At 44.0% G+C, this 22,194-nt stretch carries 17 protein-coding genes and 3 tRNA genes; 4 read left to right on the top strand and 16 right to left on the bottom strand.

Annotated elements, in window-relative coordinates; genetic code table 11:
* The 14 genes from ACT3TU_RS07750 to ACT3TU_RS07815 all read right to left on the bottom strand — a co-directional run.
* On the bottom strand, positions 1–124 hold a 124-nt coding region (locus ACT3TU_RS07750; RefSeq protein ID WP_444784239.1), incomplete at its 3' end, for a pilus assembly FimT family protein.
* 388 nt (positions 125–512) lie between these two features.
* Positions 513–1,319, bottom strand: coding sequence for a ComF family protein (locus tag ACT3TU_RS07755; protein ID WP_444784227.1), 807 nt, complete (start codon positions 1,317–1,319; stop codon positions 513–515).
* 27 nt (positions 1,320–1,346) lie between these two features.
* Positions 1,347–2,816: a phospholipase A gene (locus tag ACT3TU_RS07760; RefSeq protein ID WP_444784228.1), complete on the bottom strand. Its 1,470-nt coding sequence runs from the start codon at positions 2,814–2,816 to the stop codon at positions 1,347–1,349.
* 310 nt (positions 2,817–3,126) lie between these two features.
* Positions 3,127–5,259 carry a protein-disulfide reductase DsbD gene (dsbD, locus tag ACT3TU_RS07765; protein ID WP_444784229.1) on the bottom strand — a complete coding sequence of 711 codons (2,133 nt, stop codon included), beginning with the start codon at positions 5,257–5,259 and terminating at the stop codon, positions 3,127–3,129.
* A 47-nt stretch (positions 5,260–5,306) separates the two neighbouring features.
* Positions 5,307–5,873, bottom strand: coding sequence for a protein-disulfide reductase DsbD N-terminal domain-containing protein (locus ACT3TU_RS07770; RefSeq protein WP_444784230.1), 567 nt, complete (start codon positions 5,871–5,873; stop codon positions 5,307–5,309).
* A gap of 269 nt (positions 5,874–6,142) precedes the next feature.
* Complete coding sequence (gene gspG, locus ACT3TU_RS07775; RefSeq protein ID WP_444784231.1) at positions 6,143–6,658, bottom strand: type II secretion system major pseudopilin GspG; 516 nt, start codon at positions 6,656–6,658, stop codon at positions 6,143–6,145.
* A 349-nt stretch (positions 6,659–7,007) separates the two neighbouring features.
* The gene (gene gspF / locus ACT3TU_RS07780; protein WP_444784232.1) at positions 7,008–8,210 is read right to left on the bottom strand and encodes a type II secretion system inner membrane protein GspF; all 1,203 of its coding nucleotides are present in this window, start codon (positions 8,208–8,210) and stop codon (positions 7,008–7,010) included.
* Between the two features lie 230 nt (positions 8,211–8,440).
* On the bottom strand, positions 8,441–9,553 hold the full coding sequence (locus ACT3TU_RS07785; protein ID WP_444784233.1) for a hypothetical protein: 1,113 nt from the start codon (positions 9,551–9,553) through the stop codon (positions 8,441–8,443).
* A 522-nt stretch (positions 9,554–10,075) separates the two neighbouring features.
* A complete protein-coding gene (locus ACT3TU_RS07790) occupies positions 10,076–11,011 on the bottom strand; it encodes an AraC family transcriptional regulator (RefSeq protein WP_192524622.1) in 936 nt (311 codons plus the stop codon).
* A gap of 691 nt (positions 11,012–11,702) precedes the next feature.
* Positions 11,703–11,778 (bottom strand) — tRNA-His (locus ACT3TU_RS07795).
* Between the two features lie 40 nt (positions 11,779–11,818).
* A tRNA-Arg gene (locus tag ACT3TU_RS07800) sits at positions 11,819–11,895 on the bottom strand.
* 127 nt (positions 11,896–12,022) lie between these two features.
* Positions 12,023–12,099: transfer RNA gene (locus ACT3TU_RS07805), tRNA-Pro, on the bottom strand.
* Between the two features lie 235 nt (positions 12,100–12,334).
* Complete coding sequence (locus ACT3TU_RS07810; RefSeq protein WP_444784240.1) at positions 12,335–13,894, bottom strand: McrC family protein; 1,560 nt, start codon at positions 13,892–13,894, stop codon at positions 12,335–12,337.
* Positions 13,895–13,909: 15 nt separating this feature from the next.
* A complete protein-coding gene (locus tag ACT3TU_RS07815) occupies positions 13,910–15,376 on the bottom strand; it encodes an McrB family protein (RefSeq protein WP_444784234.1) in 1,467 nt (488 codons plus the stop codon).
* Between the two features lie 440 nt (positions 15,377–15,816).
* Here ACT3TU_RS07815 and ACT3TU_RS07820 point away from each other — a divergent pair, with 440 nt between their 5' ends.
* Both ACT3TU_RS07820 and ACT3TU_RS07825 read left to right on the top strand, forming a co-directional pair.
* Entirely contained in the window at positions 15,817–16,554 is a 738-nt protein-coding gene (locus ACT3TU_RS07820; RefSeq protein ID WP_444784235.1) for a DUF4442 domain-containing protein, read from the top strand.
* 52 nt (positions 16,555–16,606) lie between these two features.
* Entirely contained in the window at positions 16,607–17,110 is a 504-nt protein-coding gene (locus ACT3TU_RS07825) for a RidA family protein (protein ID WP_444784236.1), read from the top strand.
* Between the two features lie 13 nt (positions 17,111–17,123).
* On the opposite strand, the gene gspE is transcribed toward ACT3TU_RS07825, so the two are convergent.
* Complete coding sequence (gene gspE / locus ACT3TU_RS07830; RefSeq protein WP_444784237.1) at positions 17,124–18,677, bottom strand: type II secretion system ATPase GspE; 1,554 nt, start codon at positions 18,675–18,677, stop codon at positions 17,124–17,126.
* A gap of 186 nt (positions 18,678–18,863) precedes the next feature.
* Between gspE and ACT3TU_RS07835 the strand changes: the two genes are divergently transcribed.
* Positions 18,864–19,688 (top strand): thiazole synthase, encoded by an 825-nt coding sequence (locus ACT3TU_RS07835; RefSeq protein WP_192523641.1) that lies wholly within the window; start codon positions 18,864–18,866, stop codon positions 19,686–19,688.
* Between the two features lie 113 nt (positions 19,689–19,801).
* The gene (locus ACT3TU_RS07840) at positions 19,802–21,229 is read left to right on the top strand and encodes a WS/DGAT/MGAT family O-acyltransferase (RefSeq protein WP_192523642.1); all 1,428 of its coding nucleotides are present in this window, start codon (positions 19,802–19,804) and stop codon (positions 21,227–21,229) included.
* Positions 21,230–21,288: 59 nt separating this feature from the next.
* Here ACT3TU_RS07840 and ACT3TU_RS07845 read toward each other — a convergent pair whose 3' ends face one another.
* The gene (locus ACT3TU_RS07845; RefSeq protein WP_192523643.1) at positions 21,289–22,116 is read right to left on the bottom strand and encodes an inositol monophosphatase family protein; all 828 of its coding nucleotides are present in this window, start codon (positions 22,114–22,116) and stop codon (positions 21,289–21,291) included.
* Between the last annotated feature and the right edge of the window lie 78 nt (positions 22,117–22,194).

Consider the following 22,194-nt stretch of genomic DNA (forward strand, 5'->3'; position numbering starts at 1 on the left):
CCGTTGCCTTTACGCGCTGATTGGCCAACTGCGTACTAATGCTAGGCGCTGCGATACTGACAATAATAGCGAGCACAGCGATCGTGACCATCAGTTCAATCAAGGTAAATCCTGAGCTTCTCATTTGTATTGTAGGCGACAGGCTATTCTTAGAGGCTCTCACATCACATTCCTATTTATAACGTCTACCGTCTGTCTCATAACGATCCATTTGCCAATAGTCAATCTAAAAGACCTCTTAACTCTTACCTGCTAAAACATTTAACTACCAATCAGTAGGGAAAGGTCACATTCTTTTATTATTCACTATAAGACATGCAATTTTTATTCCATAAAACCACATGCCAGCTATGGAAAAACATATTTTAAATCAGATACTTAAAAACCAATTCTAACTTTCGATTAATATCAGCTAACAAATTTATATATATTGATTTAATAATATAGCGGTTAGGCAACATCTTAGCAATATATTAGTCATTATAGAAGTACCGTCGATACTTTATAAATGACTAACGATACTGACTCCCATGAGCGAGTGCATAGGCAGATAGGTGGTAGCGGTTGGTCGGCAATGAGGACGCAGAGGCGGTATTGGTAGCTGGCTTATACAAAGCGCGGCCCAGCGCCTGTAGGCTCGCGCCTGTGGTTGCGACATCATCGAACAGCAATAAACGTTTAACTGCCGGGGTTTCGGTCAGCACAAAAGCATTATTGAGATTACTGAGGCGCTCAGCGCGTGTCAGGCCTTGCTGGCTGACGGTGTGATCGATACGCCGGACACCTTGCCATAGTGGGATTTGCCAATGTTTAGACAATTGCGCGGCTAGAATACTAACGGGGTCAAAACCGCGTTTAACAAGGCGTTGAGGGGTGGTTGGCATGGCAACAATGACGCTATTATCGCGATGGCAGCCCTGTGGTCTAGGTAATTGGCGCACTGCATGAAGCAATAATGGCAGCTTAGTCATATCTTCATAATGTTTAAAAGACCGAATCGCTTGCCGTATTGGATAATCGTAATAAGTCGCTGCTTGAATGGATAAACCAATGCCCGCCGCAATATCCACCTCAAAGGGTATGGGTAGCCACGCGATACTGTTATGACAATGTGAGCAAAGCAAGCCGCTATCAAAACGGTTATTAATGTGCTGACGTAGTTTCGTAAAAAAGGAGTGATCATTAGGCGGAATTGCTGAGGAATGGTTTTGTGGCAGGTGGGATTGCGGTGTACTACGATAAATACGGCATAACTGACAGCGTACGTCTCCATACTCTGCCAGCCATAGTCCGCTTTGATAAGGCGCTAAACGGCGCATCTATCGATACCTATCGGCGCGTTTATCCTAAAAACCTTTCCAGTCATTTAGCACGATACCAAAACCAATCGAAGTATTTTCATGGTTATAATCAATAATAGATTCGCCATAACCTTGGAATAATTGAATATAGCCGTTGACGTTTTTAGATAATGGATAGACATAGTCGATTTGGGCAGCACCCTTGTTGGTACTCGGATTATAACGCAAAGTACCGCTTAGGCTTTGCTGCTCTGGCAAATCATATAAAAATTTGATATCGCCATAGCCCATATAATCTTCGATATCTGGATTGTCCTCGCTGCTAGAGCTTTCGTTATTGACGCGGGCCCATAGACGCGGTATGACTGACAATTTGCCCCACTCTGCCCCTGCCATCAGATAAGCACGGTTCCACGAGCGCGATAAGGGATCATCTTGCCCATTAGAGTGGTGAATCGCACCCGCTCCTAACATGCGCAGACGGCCACCAAAAGGCAGATCAGCTGTGACAGGCTGGGTCAAAAATATCTCAGGCTGATAATCCGTGGCGCGAAATGGTCGTGAGTTGTCCTCGTTATAAACCTGCCAGTGCGACTCTTGGGTATAACCAAACCATAAATCGGCACTGGTATCAAACAAGTCTTCCATCACTTTAGTCTTTAATGACAGCTGGAATTTAAGTTCAGTGTTACGGGTGTCGTTAGAGGTAAATTCTTCTTTATCTTGCGACGGCGTGCTTGGTCCTAAATTGGGATCAAAGGTATAAAATAACGGTAGCAAATAAGTTGGTCGGTGCGGTCTGACTGTCCAGGTACCGCGCTCGCTGTTTTTATCCAAATCATAAGCCAAACTTAACGGCGTGTATTTCTCGATATCAGCTTGGGTAACACCGACATCCTCTAATACCTTTGCTTCTCTTGTGGTCAATCCAATGGTATCCAAACTCTCAGAAGTCGCTGTTTGGCTAACATCTAGATCAGTAGAGTCATTACTGGCATCAGCAACGATAGTGGAGTTTTCTTCTACAAAAACGAATTGCGGCTTACCTGAAATAGTAGTCTTAAAGGTTTTGGCCAAATCTACTGACTGTTTGTTCATCGTATAGCTTGGTGTTTTACCTTGCTCAGCGACTTTATCAAAACAGGCCAAACGCGCAGCGCTAGTCTGTACGTCCGTACATTCAAAAAACAGCTTGGCTTGCTGGGCGACAAATTCTTTGCTAACAACTTTAGTAGGTTGAGCTAATGGATCAGCACTGGTTAACGACTCATCGCTATCCTGCGTTACTTCATAACCTTCGTATTCGAACGCCGCTTCTGATGGTAGTAATTCATTATATTCTTGATCATTATTGGCAGCTTGTACTTGTAACGCCGTACAACTCAGCGCGATAGCAATGCCCATGCGCAGAGGAGTGTACATACTTTGACGGAAGGTCCATTGCGGGCTGTCAGCTTGACCATTCACTGCAATATTAAGCTGTGAATGACGCTGAATAGTATAATGAGCAAACATAGAAATCCTTTGTCTACTGACATGATTGCCAGCAGAGTATATAAGATAGTTAATATAGCTGTTAGCGTTATCGCTAAAGAAATAAGTATCAGTAAAGATAGATAAATCGGAGACATCGAAGACCGTAATGACGATCTGTAATCAGCCTGCGATATTGTTACTTTATTGTAATGAAAATATAGATAGTATACTAGCCTTATCGCTGCATAATAAACAGGTAAGTAGGAATAAATAAAAAGCCAACATACCATCAATCGGTATATTGGCTTTTTTGTCTTGAAAGGATAAGACTAAAATTATCGGCTTTGCATCACTTATTAAGTGCGGTCAACGTCTGCTCAAACTCCTGACGCCCAATTTCACCCACTTGTTTTTGAGTTAGCTGCCCGTCTTGGTAATATAACAGTGTCGGCGGCCCAAATAACTTATAGCGCGCCAAAATAGCTTTAGAGTCAGCCGTGGTCTCAGTGATATCTAATCTCACTAACTGCCAGTCTTGCATTTGCGCTGGGCGATTGGTAAATAAGTTTTTGTCCATAATACGGCATTCAATACACCAGTCAGCGGTCAAATCAACCAAGACTTTAGGGTTAGCAGCGGTGATGGCATCCAATTCTGCTAGCGTCGTAATGTACTTGTCTGAGGCATTGCTGGCGTTATTGACACCGCCAGCTTGACCGTCTGCTGATTGCATGAGCATCGGAGCAGCATTCAACGACTCTAGCGGATGCAAGCTATCGTCATTACCAAGCGCCGCACCAATCACCAAACAAGCTGCCCAAATCCCAGCGATAAGCCCTAAAGCTTGAGTCAGCATACGCGCTTTACCCAACCAGCTCCATGCCCATGTTGCTACGACCATAAACCATAATGCCCAAACCAAGAGCATCACTGGCGAGATAAATACCCGCTCAATCAATAACAATGCCACTGCAAATAACAGTAAGGCAAAACCTTGCTTGACCCAGTTCATCCACTCGCCAGCCTTTGGCATAATTTTGCCTTGAGTTGCCCCAATTAAAATAAGCGGCGCGGACAAACCAAAACCGAGCATAAATAAAGCGGCAAAACCAAGTAGCGGACTGCCTATTGTCGAGACGGCAAGCAATGCACCAAATAACGGCGCGGAGACACAAGGTGAGACGACCAATGCCGATAGAAACCCTGCGACTAAACTGCCGCCTGCACTGCCCATTTTACTATCACCAGCTTGGCTTAAACCCTGCATCTTACTGGTGATAAAATACGGTAGACGAATCGTAAACACCTCTAACATATAAAGAGCCAGCAAAACGAATATTACCGCAAAGCTAATCAAGATTATTGGATTTTGTAGCCAACCAATAATTCCTAATGATTCACCAAATACTGCAATCACCGCACCTAGGATGCCGTAAGCGATAGACACCCCTATCGCATAGCTAGTGGTTAAGATAACGCCTTTTTTGACCGTTGGATTTTTTTGACGAGCGACGATATTAGCAACAATTGGCAGCATTGGTAATACACATGGCGTCAGCGCTAAGCCCAAACCAGCTAAAAACAATAAGCCCAGTGCCAACCAAGGGTGCTTGGCCAGACCAAACGGATCACTTTCTTCTAAGTCGTTAGCGGCGGCTACCGTATCATTGGCTGCAGTATTATTGACAACTTCGGAGTCTGCGCCAGAAATCGTAGTGGCCCCTGTCAGCTCACCTTCTAAAGCATCATCTTCGAGTAAAGCATAGTCAACTACCTCATCGTCCGACAGCCCTGACTCTGCTTCAAGGCTATTTTCTTCAAGCCCATTTTCCTCAAGACTATCTGCTTCAAGGTTATTGGCATCCGCTGTATTGGGTGTTTCTGATGTTGCAGCAGCAATATTAACGGTGGTTTTTATCTTTTCAGGTGGGTAGCAAAGCCCAGCTTTGGCACACCCTTGCCATCCAATCACTATCCCTGCATTGTCCACCACTTTGCCATCGGTACTGGTCAAGGTAGTGCTCGCTACCATATTGACTTGGTCAAATACGGGCACTTTACCAAAGGTGGGATCATCGATTAAAACAGGCGTTTGACTGAAGGTAAAAGGGGTCGCTTTCACGCCAGTAGGCAGCGTGAGTTTCAGCTGATCTTTATAAACATAATGCTCTGGAGTAATATCAAAATTAATCGATAACCGCGTCCCAGATTTGGCAGCCTTAGTGCTGCTACTCACTTGAAACGCTTTGTCTACCGATAAAAATTCCGACTGCGCAGCGCTTTGATTGTTACCAAATAGATCCCCCAATCCTGCTGCCTGCGTGGTCATGGTGGTCGCGGTCAGCCCTGTCAGTAAAGAGCTGCTGGCAATAGCAAATGCCAATAAATAAGACTTTTTTGCAGGTTTACCCATCGTTAGTGATGGCCTGCTTAATGATGCCGTTTTAACTGACGAGATGGTTTTTGGTATCTTAATAGACATGAAGCGCTACCTATGTATAACTACTATTTAAAATTACTGCTTACGGCTTATTTGCGTGTGGCAATATTGAGCGTGGTTTTAATCTTTTCTGGTGGATAGCACAATCCTGATTCTGCACAGCCTTGCCAGCCAATAATAACCGGCACGTTTTTTGCCGCTTTGCCATTCTTAGTCGTAAGAGTAGTGGTTGCTACCATGGTTTTTTGGGTAAACACAGGCACTTTACCAAATGTAGGATCATCAATAGAAACCGGCGACTGACTAAAAGTGAATGGGACAGCGCTGATACCTTTGGGGAAGTTTATAGTAAGCTTATCTTTATAAACATAATGACCAGGTGTGATATCAAAAGCGACCGATAAACGCGTGCCCTTAGACGTTACTTTAGTGATACTGTCCACTTGGAAAGCTTTATCGACTGGCAAAAACTTAGATTGTGCCGCATTGTTATTACTAAACAACTCACCCAAACCTGCTGCCTGATTTGGCATGGAGGTCATTGCCAATACTGTCACTATTGCGCTACTAGTAATAGCATAAAACTTTTTAGCAGCGCCTTTGTTTGTGTTAGCTGGTTTTGATGCTGGCGCTGATGTTGGCATTGTGATTAACATAGGATTACCTCTGATTGCTTGGATAACTGATTCTTTAATAAACGATATTTTTGATAAATGGTTTTTAGTAAATATAGTAATGGTAATATTAGAACTTAACGCGAGAACTGCTAATAGACGACGATAATCCTATCTGGTAATAAAAAATATCAACCAATAAGGCGTTATTGGTTGATATTTTTTATTACCAGAAGTGCATTCACCAGTAGGCGGTTTACTTCTCAGCAGATATAGTGCCTGTAATGCCCCAAAAGAGATCGGGCTAGCGCTTATAGCTTGGCATAAATATCGGCATCCTGACCTTCGCCACCTTGCTGCCCATCAGCGCCCAGAGAAAATAAATCATAGGGGCGGCCTTCACTACCTGGAGAGACATATTGCAGCTCATTCTCCCAACCATCTGTTGGATAGTCACCTTTAATATAGCCGCCGTCAGGATAATTCTTGGCTTCCGCAGGCGGCGTGGTCAGTGCGTCTAAACCTTGCGCTGTCGTTGGATAGCGGCCATTATCAGCTCTATATTGATCCAATACATTAGATATTGAGGACAAAGTTATTTCAGTGGTCTTTATCCTCGCTTTATCACTTTGTCCCACTATGTTTGGCACCACCAAGCCTGCAAGTATCGCCAAAATCACAATGACCACCATAATCTCTATCAGGGTAAATCCAGACTGGCTACGCTGTACAGATGCTGTCGTCTGCTTACTGTTAGCTGCGGAAAAAGTTTGAGTGGTGGTTTCTGAGCTTGGTAAAGTGGTGTTTACTTTGGTCTTATTAATCATAATCGTCGCTTTTATTATCACAGTTATACCTGAATATTGAATTAACAATGAAGTGATTGCAACTATAGACGATGATTTTATTTTTATCCACCACTGCCATAACATTAACTAAATAAGTTAGGCCGGTTAACACTGAGAGTAATAACTTCAAGTATCAACACTTAAAAGTATTAACTTTTAGTTAAAGCCCACTATAGCCTAATGCTGGATTTAGCGAAAGAAGAAACAGGATGTGGTCAATAATCTACAACAGTAAGCAAAACTTAAGAAACTTAGCTAAGCTTTAAGTCAGATTGCTAGAATATTTATAACCTATTTGGATATCCGCCGATTGCATTGAGGACACACCCTAACCTGCCAAATCATTCATATTAACAATGGGTAGCATCACCGCCATCACAATAATCATCACTATTACGCCCATCAATACCAGCATCAGCGGCTCAAGTAACGACAGTAAAGTGCTGATAAAGTTAGTGGCTTCGGCTTCCTGCATATTGGCGGCGCGACTGAGCATATTTTCCAGCTCTCCCGAGTTTTCACCACTCTTAATCATTTGTACCATCATCGGTGGAAAGTAGGCAGATTTTTCTAATTGACTCGATAGGCTCGAGCCTTCGGTGACCCTATCAGCAGCGCTGATGATGGTTTTTTGAATATGCAAGTTGGTCGTCACCGCAGCGCCAATATGTAACGCTTCAATCAACGGCACGCCAGAGCGCACCAGTATCGCCAGTGTACTGGCAAAGCGCGCCGCATTAAGCCCTTTTGATAATCGCGCCAGTATTGGCAATCTTAGTACCGTGCTGTCTATTGCCAATTTACCAGCTTGCGTCTGGGCAAAACGATAAAATAAGAAGGCCGTCCCTGCCAATACCAGTAGCATCAGCCACCACCACTGGGTAATGGCATTCGACATCGCTAGGACGACCTGGGTAATCAGCGGTAGCGCTTGCTCAGATTGTTCAAAGACTTTGACAATTTTGGGCACCACAAAGCTCATCAAACCCATAATCACACAAATTGCCATCACCATCAGCACAATCGGATAGACCATCGCGCCTTGAATTTTCTTTTGCAGGGCAAAGCGGTTTTCGGTGTAATCTGCCAGCTGATTGAGAATCAAGTCTAAATGCCCTGATTTCTCTCCAGCGGCGATAGTAGCAATGTATAGCGGTGGAAAACTGGCGGCTTGCTGCAACGCTCGCGCTAAACTCAGGCCCTCTAATACATGCGAGCGCACGGCGAGCATGAGAGATTTGATATGGGTTTTTGGCGATTGCTTGGCGACAGCTGCGAGTGTTTCCTCTAACGGAATACCCGCTGCGAGCAATACCGATAGTTGGCGGGTGAGTAATGCAAGCTCATAAGCAGAAGGTTTTTTATGGCGGTTTTTATCTTGGCTTTGTCGATCATTGACCGCACTGACTTCAACGGGCGTCCATTGTTTATCACGCAGCTGTTGGCGTACTTGGCGCGCAGAATCGCCTTCGAGCAAGCCTTTTTGGACACTACCGCGATCGTCAAGCGCTTTAAAATGATAAGCGGGCATAGCAGCAGATATCCTAAGACGGTCAATAAAAAAGATTATAAATCAGGGCTTTAAGATATAGTGAGTTCAGTATAAAAGCGATACAGCGGGACTGGAATACTTTCGTTTAAAACATAAGTTTTGCAGCCTCTGTCGGCACAGGCACAGCACACCAGAAAAATTTATACCAGTTCCGCATCAAAATATAATGTATCTGTTTTATTTGGAATCGACTATAGACAGTCAACGCTTTAAAAAAGCGGCGTAGAGTCGCTACTGTCTGGCATTATGCCTTGTAATAACAACACATCTAAATGCTGTTGCTGCAACTTTTTATCAAAGTCATTAACCTCTGCTATCAGCATTCTCTCGATACGCTTATCACTGGCAAAGACGCTCAATCGAGCACAAATCACCGCCAATTGGTAAATACGTTTTTTACAATAACCATCCAGCCCTTGCAGCAGCCTCACCATATGCGGCGTCTCAAGACTGGCATAATCATAATCGGCAACTACCTGCTGCCCAAGCGCTGTGACGCCATAACTAATAGATAAATGGGCGCAGAAATAACAGCTAAATAAGTAACCAACCACGTGACCGATATAATAGCCACGATCATAAGTAAAGCTACTGACCCCAAAGTGTCCGAGTACATAACCGTTGAGACTACCTTGGTCCAAAACAGGTTTGCCGTGTTTAAGCTTGCCGACGGTGGCAAAACACAGGGGGTTGCGCCCATCTTGTGTAGTCAGCTGCCACCCTGCCGGTTGTTGAGCTGGCATATAACGCACGATATCGGCAACAATATCATCAACCACATGTAGCTGCTGCCAGAGACGCTCTAGCCCATCGGTATCCATCAAACCGCGTTTGTCGAGCTGCTGAGCTAACAAGTATTGCTGATATTCTGCGAACTGTGTTTTCAGCGTTTGTACCAAGTAAGTGGGACGCGTAGCAGTGGAGGCTAGATATAGTAGCCGAGTACGCTCGTGCTGGGTATGATAAAGCGCCACACGCTGCGCAGCAACACTCGTCTCGCTAGCAGTGGTGTTTTGCATGGTTTTACTGGTGTTAGGCAGCTCACCGCCTTTTTTGATGGCAGCTTTTTTGATTGCAGCGTCTTGAGTGACTGATTTTTCAGTATCTGGCAAGGTAAAAAGCGCCAAAAGCATGGCTTTATCAGGTGTCTCAACCACCTTGTCTTTTTGCTCACTTTCCCTAAGACGTTGGTTGTCTTCAACCTTATCTTTAGCGCTGTCTTTAGCGTTAGTTTCATTCATATTGCTTTGTTCTTTAGCAGACGCGGTAGAGCCTTGGTGACTACTGGCTTTTGCGTTTGGCTTTGCGGTCGGTTCAGTCATAACATACCATCAGCAGCAAAAATAAACATCATCTAAACCATACGATATAACTGCCATATCGGCAGATATTGGGCGTTCAAAACAAACGCTCACGCTTAGATAACTCATCATTCCATAGTACCTGAACACAAGCACATTGTCAGCTGCACATCGTCAAAATATGAGGCCTCGAAAATAGACAGACTATCTGTATTCAGGCTTCATATTTCTATAGGGGCTGTATAGAATTCATCTATTAGGACTGCTGATCGCTAAAATAATTCCAGACTAGGCGTAAATCGAAGGTAATGTCGAGACCTTAGCTAGATTTACAACAACGTCTGGGGCGATTTTAGCATCAGTCCGAAGGAACAGGACTATTTTTTGCCACTTCATAGCCAAAACTATCGCGCTTAGAATAACTAAACTTACTATTTTTGGCGTCGAATTGCCTAAAAAATAGTCTCTGTCAGTTCCTTAGCTGAATTCTATACAGCCCCTAATAAAACTCATTATTTTAAAAACAAGTTCGCTGACTACAAACTAAGCGATGCTGTCTTTTTGATACTGCTGGCGGTACGCTTTTGGCGATATACCGTACACCCGTTTAAATGCTTGGCTAAAGGTTGAGTCTGAGGCATAACCGACCAGCTCACTGATACGACTGATACTGTTTTGCTGCAAGCGCAGATAACGAGCGGCCAGACGCAAGCGATAATCAATAAGATAGGCCAATGGCGGCATACCAACCGTATCTTTGAAGCGCTGCGCAAAGCTCGACCGCGACATACCTGCCACTTCAGCGAGCTTATGAATCGTCCAGTTTTGGTCCGGTGCTGCATGCATCGCGGCCAGCGCTTTGGTCAAGAACGGATCTTTCATCGCCTTTAGCCAGTTTTCGGTCACGTCGGGTAAGCTTTCAATATAGACACGCAAACATTCAATCATCATAATACTTGCCCAATGGTTGATGACCGCCGTTTTTCCCATGCGCTCACGCTCAGTTTCGAGTGTCAGTAGCTTAATCTCGACATCAATAACCTCAAACCTGCCATCAGACTCATCATTGATTTCAGGCAATATTGGCGGCAACACAGACAACAAAGGACGGATCATCTCTTTATCGTACTTGCATTCTATAAGAATCAAAGACGAATTAGAGTCACCATCACCGTGAAGATCAAGCGTATTTTCTTGACAATTCAGCAGTAGCTCATCCAATGGTTGGGCATCATCACCATGATAGTTCAGCGCATAGCTGGTGTGCTGATGCGCACTAGGGATCATAATAATATCGCCAGCATGGGTTTCGCGTAACCCATTGCCCACATCGATACAAAAACTACCGGACATCACCAAATAAAATAAAATCGTATCTTGTCTGGTGAGAGTATAAGACCAATTGCCGACCCCATTTAAACGATAGTACTTGGTTTCAAATAAATGCACGTTTTGTAGCAACACGCTCAGTGCGTCCATCAACCACTTCCTTAATAACCGATATCCAATAACCATCAATTCTAACAAAAATAAATAGAGTCAGTCCAAATTAAGTCGGGCACATTTTCAATATATAGTTAAAATACTTTAAAAATCGATTTTACTTTTCACTGACTATAGTCGAGCCACTATAAAATAAACACCCTGCTACTGGGATAAGTGTTGCGCAAGCTGTTAGGGCGTGCTGAAGACTTATAAACAGGTGCTGCTTATGAATAGGTGCTCTTTATAAATAAGTGCTGCTTATAAAAAAGAGACATTGCTTATGGATAGGGGCTGTATAGAATTCATCTATTAGGACTGCTGATCGCTAAAATAATTCCAGACTAGGCGTAAATCGAAGGTAATGTCGAGACCTTAGCTAGATTTACAACAACGTCTGGGGCGATTTTAGCATCAGTCCGAAGGAACAGGACTATTTTTTGCCACTTCATAGCCAAAACTATCGCGCTTAGAATGACTAAACTTACTATTTTTGGCGTCGAATTGCCTAAAAAATAGTCTCTGTCAGTTCCTTAGCTGAATTCTATACAGCCCCTAGCTGGGAAGAATAATATTAAACAGACAGGCACAAAAAAATGCCAACAATGGCAAATATAATTACTATAAAAGGTTTTTTAACACAGAGGAGATGTTATATAAATAATAACAGGTAATGCAGAATAAAATATGGGGCGACTGATGGGACTCGAACCCACGACAACCGAGATCACAACCCGGGGCTCTACCAACTGAGCTACAACCGCCATAACTATTGCCAAGAATAGGCAAGATTTGCAGGCTAAATGGTGCGCCTGGCAGGATTCGAACCTGCGGCCACCTCCTTAGAAGGGAGATGCTCTATCCAACTGAGCTACAGGCGCTCTTAGAGGACTTTTACATAACTGGGATAACTTATAATATCGTCTGCTTATAATATCGTCTGCTTATAATATCAGAAACTAAACCATTATACATAAAAAAAAGCCTGTAAGGCTCTTATAAAATAGATGGTCGGAGTGATAGGATTCGAACCTACGACCCTCTGGTCCCAAACCAGATGCGCTACCAAACTGCGCCACACTCCGAAATTTCTATTATCACGATAGCTTTGTTGATTAACTCGTTATTGGTAATACCGCTAACTTGTTAATGTTCCTCGCTATCGAGGTGCACATATTAAGGGGTAAAGCCGATTGTGTCAACACCTATTTTTAATTAATTTCAAAAACTGCTAAATTATTTTAAAAATACTGCTTTCACATGGAAACAACTTCGACAAAAAGTCTTGCCAGCGATGATCCCCAAATATCGATAGCGCCATTATACTACATTCGCTTCGGGAAGCAAGCCACCATTTATACTACCCGTTAGAACATCAAACGGTATCAGCCATAGCTGTACAGGAGACGCGACTTTATCATCATGGCTATTAGCATAGCTATTGGCGTTTTTATCCTGATAGATTTGTTGTTTCAACGCGACTGGCTGTCTTTCGTCACCGCGTACGGGATAAACCAGCCAAACCTGATCCGCTTGATAAGCCTGCGCATAGCTGATTAATTGATAAGCATCACTAACACTAACATCAGATGCATGAGATAAGTGTTTCCATTTAATATCGATCACGTGGCTATAACGCCCCGACTTTTCAACATCTAATTGTCTTTCCCCTGATTCTCTGATGTTTTCTGCTACTGTATTATCCTGATTTTGATAACTATGATCGTCAGTAGCGGCCGCTTGATAGATCAGTAAATCAGGACGGATGGACAAGCAGGCCTGCCCTGCTGCATCGCTTAGCCACACATGTTGCGTTTGATAGAGCGATCGATAACTAGCATCTAGTTGCTGAAACACCGAGGCGAGTCGTTGACTTGCCCATTGTTCAAAAGCTTGATTCATATCAATCAATAAACATAAGCGCCGCGTAGTATGCTGACGGTTAAATGAGCGTTGCGTATCCATGCCATTGCCCGTTGCAGTCGCTGACTGTTGCAATAACCAATATGCTAAATCTACTAATTGTTGGGCGGCTTGTAATTGCTGCGCCCTAAGTGGCTGCATCGCCAGCTCGCGCTTTGCTTGGGCATATACAGATTCTAGCCGCTGCATGTCATAAGGCGTAAGCGTAGAAACGGGTTGCCATAACTGCCAAGACTTAGAAGAAGTTGATTGAGATAGCGTGGACTGAAAAAATAAAGGCGTCAACAAAACCAATGCGCTCTTAATCAAGCGATTACCCAGCATATCTTGGCTCAATATACTGCTTTCACAGACAAACTTATGCGGCTGCATGCTATTTTGGCGCAGCTGTTCTTTGATGAGCAGTCGGCCTTGTAGCGATGCTTGGTTGTGGACTTGCGATTGATAGTGCTTGATCGGTTGATAACGAGTAAGTCGTTGCAAAAACTGCGCAATCAACCAATCTGATAAGGGCCATACTTCTAACGGTAACGCGGCGATTTGGTTGCTAAATTGACCAAAGTTTTTGCTGCTAGGCAGCTTGCGATGGGTGCGCTGGCTGCTACCGGTCAAGTCGGACAGCATATGTTGCACCCAGTGGCGAGTTTGGGCGATATCGTTACTTTCAACTGATTTATTAAGTTTGGGCAGTATCTCAAGCGACAGGCCACTTGGTAATAAAATAATGCCAATATAATGCCCGACCTTTAACTGCCATTGCCCCTGCTGACGTTTGATACTAAAAACCGAAAACTCTTGCGCCATTAACCAGTGAAAGTCTGACGGTTGCAAAAAATCATGAACCGTCAAGCGTTGGTGCTCAAAGACAGTGATCACGCTCGCATCAGCCGCCTCAATATAAGCGTTATTCATACCATTGCTGGCAGTATTACCTTGGAGGTTTTGACCGCTATTCATCACTGCTTGACCGCCTTATGGGTATAAACGCTGGTAGACAATGGCTTTGATAAACGCGCCTGTCTTGGCAATAAGGTCGGTATTAATATTATAGCTTTCTGCAGCCATGGGCTGACCAAGCAATGAGCCATGCCCCACAAACAGCGGGTTTTGGGCGGTTATATTATTTTGACTGTCCCTCTTATTGCTCGAATCATGGTTTATGAGCATTTGGCTATCCTGAATAAACTGTGCCTGCATTGGCTGCTGCTCGTCTTTCAAAATATACTGCAAAACAGAAACTTGCCCGCCTGCCGCTTGGGCCAATTGCGGGATAATCTGCTCAATCAATACCGTTTGTAATTCAGCAAGACTGTATACGGACCATAAAAACGCGTGACCCAATTGCGCCTCCGCTCCTAGTGTTTGAGTAATACGATTGTTTAAACCCATCAATACTTTGGCCAAATCAATGGATTCAGCTTCGTTAGCTGGCTCTAAACCTGCATTTATACTAATAACCGGTAGTAATTCAGGCTGCGGCGGGCAATCGACAAAGCGAAAGCGTCGACGTAATGCCATATCGAGTGGCGCTAACGAGTGGTCTTGGGTATTCATGGTGGCATAAATATCGACGTTGGCAGGGACGCTAAACGCCCGTCCAGAATAGGCCAAATTAACCGTCATCGCGTTTGCCATGCCATCCCGCTTATCTGGCTCAATCAAACTGAGCAGCTCACCGAATACTCGTGAGACGTTGGCGCGGTTAATCTCATCAATTAGCAGCGCATAACGCTGTTCAGGGTCGCTGGCGGCGCGCTGACACAGTTTTAAAAATGCACCATCTACAATCGCGTAGCTCATTTGAGGTTGGCTATGCTGTGGTGTGCTCGAAGCTGCCATCACAGGACGAAGACCTTCCACAAACTCTTCGTAGCCATACGCTTGATGAAAGCTAACCATACTAAAACGCTGCTGACTAAAATGATGCTCTTGATTAATATTATTGTCACGCTGCGCTTGCTGAAACTCGGCAAGTTGCTGCGACAACTCGGTTAAGAAGTCCATACTTTCTGGAAGCAAATACCATGCACCGCTGTGGTCTTTATCAAAATAGGCTTGGCTGGATCGGTTTTTATAGGTCACTGTTTTTGAATTAGTAGGGCTATGCCTGCGCAACTCTAGCCAAGCCGTGCTATTTAAGTTTTTATCACGGGCATTTTGTGCGGCTTTAGCAGAAAAAAACTCATGGCTAACGATTTCTGGTACTTTTAACAAATCTTTTTTCTTATTATGCATATCTAAAAATATCAGACATAGGACTTCACGCCAGCTAAAATCTTGTAATAGCTGTACGAGTAAATCTTCATTATTCACTTTAGGCAAATAATCGGTATAGTGTTTCGCGATTTGTAGCAATCGATAGGTTTTACCTGTACCAGCAACACCCTTATAAATCATATTGGTTGGCTTGTGAACAGAAAAATCAGGCATATTAGACATTGCATTATCCAGCATTAAAAAGTCGCGTAAAAAGTATATAAGCCGCGCTATTATGGGGCGACCATTTGGCATATATAGCCGATCCACTATAAAAAATACAGTGCTACTGGGATAAATTTTGCGCAGCCTCTGTCTGCACAGGCACAGCAAGCAAGAAAAACTTGTCCCAGTAGCGCGTGATAAACTTTATCCTTATTTTATTTAGGACTGACTATAGCAATGCTATTTCTATCGTCCAAGGTATCGTTTAAGGTGTCGTTACGTTACTATTATTTTATAAGCGCTACAGTTCATGGTAATAATAGTAGGGACCCATCAGTTAATGTACCATAGTTAAAATAGCTGCTAGGATAAAGCTCGTTAGGCTATTATGTACCATATAAGATTTTTGACGATCGTGTCACTAGCATTGTAAAACCAATCTCATTGAGGAATTTCGTATGTCAGGATTATTAAAAAAACTACCTACTAAGCTGGCCAATAAATTACCAGCCAAAGTATCTGACAACACAATCTCGTCCGTTGAACAGCCACACACGACCCTTAAGCCTATCAGTAATCAGTTTACCAAGCTGTTATCCGTTACCAAATATTTACCCGCTGGTGCGCGCTCGAGCATTTTATCCAAAGCATTTGGTAAAGTGGTGCCTTATGTAGGCACAACGGGCGTCTACTATGAAACAGTCGAACCAAACCAAGTGGTGGTGAGTTTAAATAATACCAAAGCGGTACAAAACCATATTGGTTCTGTCCATGCCGTTGCCATTACTTTGCTCGCAGAAACGGCGACAGGCTTTATTTTGGGCTTAAACCTACCTTCTGACCGTGTGCTCTTGATTAAATCGTACTCAGTGAATTTTTATCGTCCGATTAAAAAAGGTCAGATTGCCGCCGTATCGTCGTTAACTGACGAGCAACGCCTAGATATTTTAAACACCCCAAAAGGCGAAATGGTCATCCCTTGTGTGATTCATGATCGTGAGTCTGACAGCGACCGTGACCCTATCGTGGTTGAGATGACGTGGGCGTGGATACCCAAATCTGAATTAGAAGCGCGCCGTCAAGGCAATGCCAGCAGCAAGTCGACAGAGTCTAACCCTGAAACTGATACTGATACTGAAATCCAGAAAAACGACCAATTATCTGCTGATGATGATGAAACAGATGCAAATAAATAATTTAGAATAAGTAAAAAACCGTGCAACATAAACTTATAATAAGGAGACAGCGATGTCCAAAATTACCCATAAAAAACTTGCCCATAAACTCAGCAGTAATCTATCTAAAGCATTACTAATAGGCGCCTGCTCATTAGGACTCGCTATGACTGCTAATGCTGCGCCAGCGGCCAATACCGCTACTATAACCAAGTCTAGCCCGGTATTTTTAGGCGACGGCGGTAACTATCCTTTTTCAGAAGCGGTGCGTGTCGGCGATACGTTATACATGTCTGGTCAAATTGGCTTTAAAGATGGCAAATTGGTCAAAGGCGGTGTCAAAGCTGAAACTAAACAAGCACTCGACAATATTAATGAAACCCTATTAAAGCACGGCTACCAAAAGACAGATATCGTTAAATGTATGGCCATGCTAACTGATATGGACGACTTTGATGATTTTAATAAAGTCTATAAAGCAGAGTTGGCCAAACCTTACCCAGTACGCTCTGCCTTTGGTGTTGCAGAACTGGCTGCAGGCGCCAGCGTTGAAGTTGAGTGCACCGCTGCAAAATAAGTGCGTTAAAAAACTAGCCTATGATAGCGTCATCAGTTAGGGCGCTTTCTTTGGTTACACGCAGTACTTCTTCTAGCGTTGTCCGCCCCTCAATCACTTTACGCAGCCCATCAGCACGAATCGATGGCGTCTGCTGGCGTGCGTAGTCTTCTAGCTCATATTCAGCCGTATTACTATGTATCATACGCCGCAAAGCATCATCAATAGGCACGACTTCGTATATTGCCGTCCGTCCTTTAAAGCCAGACTGATTGCATTTATCACAGCCGACTGGCTTGGGCAGGTTGATTGGTTTATTTACTAGGCTTTCGGCACTACCTTTTGAAGCTGGCTCAATACCAATCTCTATAAACAATTTGGCTTGCTCGCTATCCGCTGCCTGCCAGCCATGGCAATGTGTGCATAAAGTACGCACCAAGCGCTGCGCCACCACGCCAATCAGTGACGATGACAATAAAAATGGCTCAACGCCCATATCTTGCAAACGCGTGACCGCACCAATGGCGGTGTTGGTATGCAAAGTAGACAATACCAAATGCCCTGTTAAAGACGCCTGTACCGCAATTTCTGCCGTTTCTAAATCGCGAATTTCACCCACCATCACCACATCTGGATCTTGACGTAACATCGCGCGCAGACTCTTGGCAAAGGTCATATCTACTTTATTATTAACCTGTGTTTGACCAATACCATCGAGCTGAAACTCAATCGGATCTTCAGCAGTCAAGATATTGCGAGTTTGATCATTTAGATCAGTCAATGCTGAATACAGCGTGGTGGTTTTACCAGAACCCGTTGGCCCTGTCACTAGAATAATGCCATGCGGGCGATGGATTAAGCGCTTCAGCTCGCTATAATCATTATCAGACAAGCCCAAATAAGTCATATTCAACCGCCCTGCTTGTTTGTCTAATAACCGCATCACGACTCGTTCACCAAAACTCGATGGCAATGTCGATACCCGTACATCGACTTCGCGCCCTGCCAAGCGTAAACTGATGCGCCCATCTTGCGGTACGCGCTTTTCAGCGATATCGAGTTTGGCCATGACTTTAATACGCGATACCAGTAATGGCGCTAACTGGCGTTTGGGGGTGATGATTTCTTTTAACTCACCATCGACACGAAACCTTACCACCAAGCGTTTTTCAAAGGTCTCGATATGAATATCTGAGGCATTAAGACGAATGGCCTCGGACAACAGCGCATTAATCAGACGAATAATGGGCGCATCGTCTTGTTGATCCATCAGATCTTCAGTTTCAGGGACGCTGTCCGCCAAACTATCAAGGTCAGGATGGTCTTCAAGCCCAGCGGCGATATGTTGTGATTCGCCTGTGTTCCCCGCATAAGCGGCATTCATGCGTTTTTCAAAATCATCGGAGCTGACGCTTTCGTATGTGGGTACGCCGCGTACGCCCTGCTGCTGTAAAAACCGCACCGCTTCATTGATTGCCGATAGTGGCGTGGCTTTGGTCAGCACCAAAGTCGTCGGCAGCTCAGGATCGATAGCCAGTATGGCTAAGATTTGATGGCGTTTCGCAAAACTGTATGGCAGTTGCATCATAAAGACGACCTGATAGATGAAGGTGGACTCAAAGAGAAAACGGTGCTAAAAATAGTACTAAGCAATAGTACTATTGCTTAGTAAGCCCATTGTACTTAGCTTGCTAAACCAAAAAAGATTGCAAGTAAGCGTGTATGGTTTTGCTATAATAACATTTTGTTTTACTCGCTATTAGGATTTTCAGTTATGTCAGAGAACGCTAGCATTACTACTAACCCAACGCCCCTTTTACAAGATACTTTTACGGTAGGAAGCCGTACATTTTCTTCTAGGCTGTTGGTAGGCACAGGCAAGTATAAAGATATGACTGAAACTGGCGATGCTATTGGAGCATCGGCAGCAGAGATTGTCACCGTCGCCATTCGTCGTACCAATATTGGACAAAATAGCAATGAGCCCAATCTACTGGATGTGATTTCGCCTGATAAATACACCATACTGCCGAATACCGCGGGTTGTTTTGATGCGGAAACCGCCATTCGTACTTGTAAACTTGCTCGCGAGCTATTGGGCGGGCATAATTTGGTGAAGCTTGAAGTATTGGGTGATGAAAAAACGCTTTACCCTAATATCACTGAGACCCTAAAAGCAGCCAAAGTGCTGATTGATGATGGCTTTGAAGTCATGGTATATACCTCAGATGACCCTATCGTGGCGCAAGAATTAGAAAGCATGGGCTGCGTGGCCATTATGCCGCTTGGTAGCTTGATTGGTTCAGGCCTTGGTCTGCTCAATCGTCATACGCTAAGCCTTATTATCGAAAATGCCAAAGTACCAGTATTGGTCGATGCAGGCGTCGGTACCGCTTCTGATGCTGCCATTGCCATGGAGCTGGGCTGTGATGGTGTGCTGATGAACTCAGCGATTGCCAGTGCGCAAAACCCAGTGATGATGGCGCAGGCCATGAAACATGCTGTTTGGGCAGGACGTCAGGCTTTCTTAGCGGGCCGTATGCCGATGCGCAAGATGGCCATTGCCAGCTCGCCACAGACAGGATACTTTTTCCAATAGTTTTTTAATTGAATAACAATTATTACCTTAATAGTTTTTAATAAAAAATCAGCTATAAAATAATAATAAATGCAGCAACACTCATTTAAATTATTGTCATAAAAGGATTTATTATGCGACTTCTCACCGCAGTCGACCAGTTATTTTTACTTCTTGAGTCGCGTAAACAACCCATGCACGTCGGCGGCTTGTTTTTATTTGAATTACCGGAAAATGCGGACAGTGGTTTTGTCTGTCAACTGGTAAAACAGATGCAAGACTCTGATGTACCACCCACTTTTCCTTTTAACCAAGTACTTGAACACTTAATTTTTTGGCAAAAAGATAAACACTTTGACGTTGAGCATCACCTGCATCACGTGGCGTTACCACAGCCTGCACGGGTACGCGAGCTGCTGATGTACGTGTCAAGAGAACACGGTCGCCTTTTAGACCGCGCCATGCCGCTATGGGAATGCCATGTGATTGAGGGTATTCAGCCTGAAAGTGAAGGCGCTCCTGAACGTTTTGCCTTATATTTCAAAATTCACCATTCGTTGGTTGATGGCATCGCTGCCATGCGCTTGGTTAAAAAGTCTCTATCACAATCACCTACCGAGCCCGTAACCCTACCAATTTGGTCATTAATGGCGCGTCATCGTAACCAAGTCAATGCCATACTGCCTACCGAAAAATCCATTAGAAATATTCTTAAAGAACAACTATCTACTATCAAACCTGTATTTACCGAACTGCTAGACAACCTAAAAAACTATGGTGATGATGGTTATGTGGGTACTTTTGATGCACCAATGAGTATTTTAAATAAACGTATCTCAGCATCACGGCGGATAGCGGCACAGTCTTATGACATACAGCGTTTTAACGACATCGCCGAAAGGCTAAAAATCAGCAGAAACGACGTCGTGCTAGCGGTTTGTGCTGGTGCCATTCGTCGTTATTTAATATCGAGGGACGCATTGCCTAGCAAGCCATTAATTGCTTTTGTGCCGATGTCGCTACGTACTGATAATAGTATATCGGGCAATCAGCTGTCATTTGTATTGGCCAATTTAGGCACGCATTTAGACAATCCATTGCGCCGGATTGAGTTGATTCACCGTAGTATGAATAATGGCAAGCGCCGCTTCCGCCGCATGAATCAAGCACAAGTCATCAACTATAGTGTGATCGCTTATGCTTGGGAAGGTATCAATCTAGCCACTGGCTTATTCCCTAAGAAACAAGCGTTTAACCTTATCATTTCTAACGTTCCTGGGTCTGAGAAGCCACTATATTGGAATGGCGCGCGCTTGCAATCTTTATATCCTGCTTCTATCGTGTTCAATGGACAAGCAATAAATATAACCTTAGCCACGTATTTGGACAAGATTGAGTTTTGTATTACCGCTTGTAGCAAAGCATTACCGCATATACAAGATATGCTGACGCTAATAGAAGAAGAGTTAACCTTATTAGAAACGACCAGTAAAGAGCTCGAATTTGAAGGTATCACCGTCAAAGACAAAAGTACTAAACAAACAAAAAAGCTGGCGCCATAATGGCACCAGCCTTTTCTTTTTAATATTTAACACTTAATACTGCAAATAAATATTAAAATTTATACAGCGTCGCCCCACGTTGGTACGACCACCTGCATCAACGGTTTCAGTAATTTGACGTTACAGGCAAAGATAGAGCCTGAGGTCATCGAGTTGTGCGCGCCAGTATGATCAACGACCACACCGCGTGCTTCGGTCACGATAAGCTCACCGGCGGCGATATCCCAAGGCTTGATAGACATCTCAAAATAACCATCAAAACGACCCGCCGCCACATAGCATAAATCAAGTGCTGCTGAGCCTAAACGGCGAATTTGTCCACCTTCCTCTGAGATTTTCTGCAAGCTTTCAAAATGCTCTTTGGCATAAGAAATCACTTCACCATTACGCTTACGTTCTAGAGGATGACCTGTGGTAAATAAACCACCATCAATGGTTTTGCGTTCGCTGACATTGATACGGCGCTGGTTGAGACGAGCGCCTTTACCACGGCTGGCAGAGAACATCTCATCACGAACAGGATCATAGATGACCCCGTGTTGGGTGACGCCTTTATGCTGTACGGCGATAGACACACAAAACTGTGGTACGCCATGAACGAAGTTTTTGGTGCCATCTAGCGGATCAATAATCCAGCACCAGTCAGCATCTTCGCCGATGCCTTCTTGCATACCGAACTCTTCACCCAAAAACGAATGATTTGGATAGCTGGCTTTTAGCGTCTCAATCGTTAGCTCTTCGCTGAAGCGATCGATACGTGTGACCAGTCCATCAAGTCCTTTGGACTCAATATCCAACTCGATTTTGTGGCGGTTATGATGCGCATATAAAATTTCTTTACCAACTTTTTCAGCAGTACGCGCTGCGATGACGACCATGGGTTCCATAAATAACCTATTTGCTTGATGAATGAATATAACATTTACTTGATGAATGAATGTCAAAAATAAGACCAAATTTGTGCC

The sequence above is a fragment of the Psychrobacter sp. AOP3-A1-26 genome (assembly GCF_052378235.1).
Taxonomy (GTDB): domain Bacteria; phylum Pseudomonadota; class Gammaproteobacteria; order Pseudomonadales; family Moraxellaceae; genus Psychrobacter.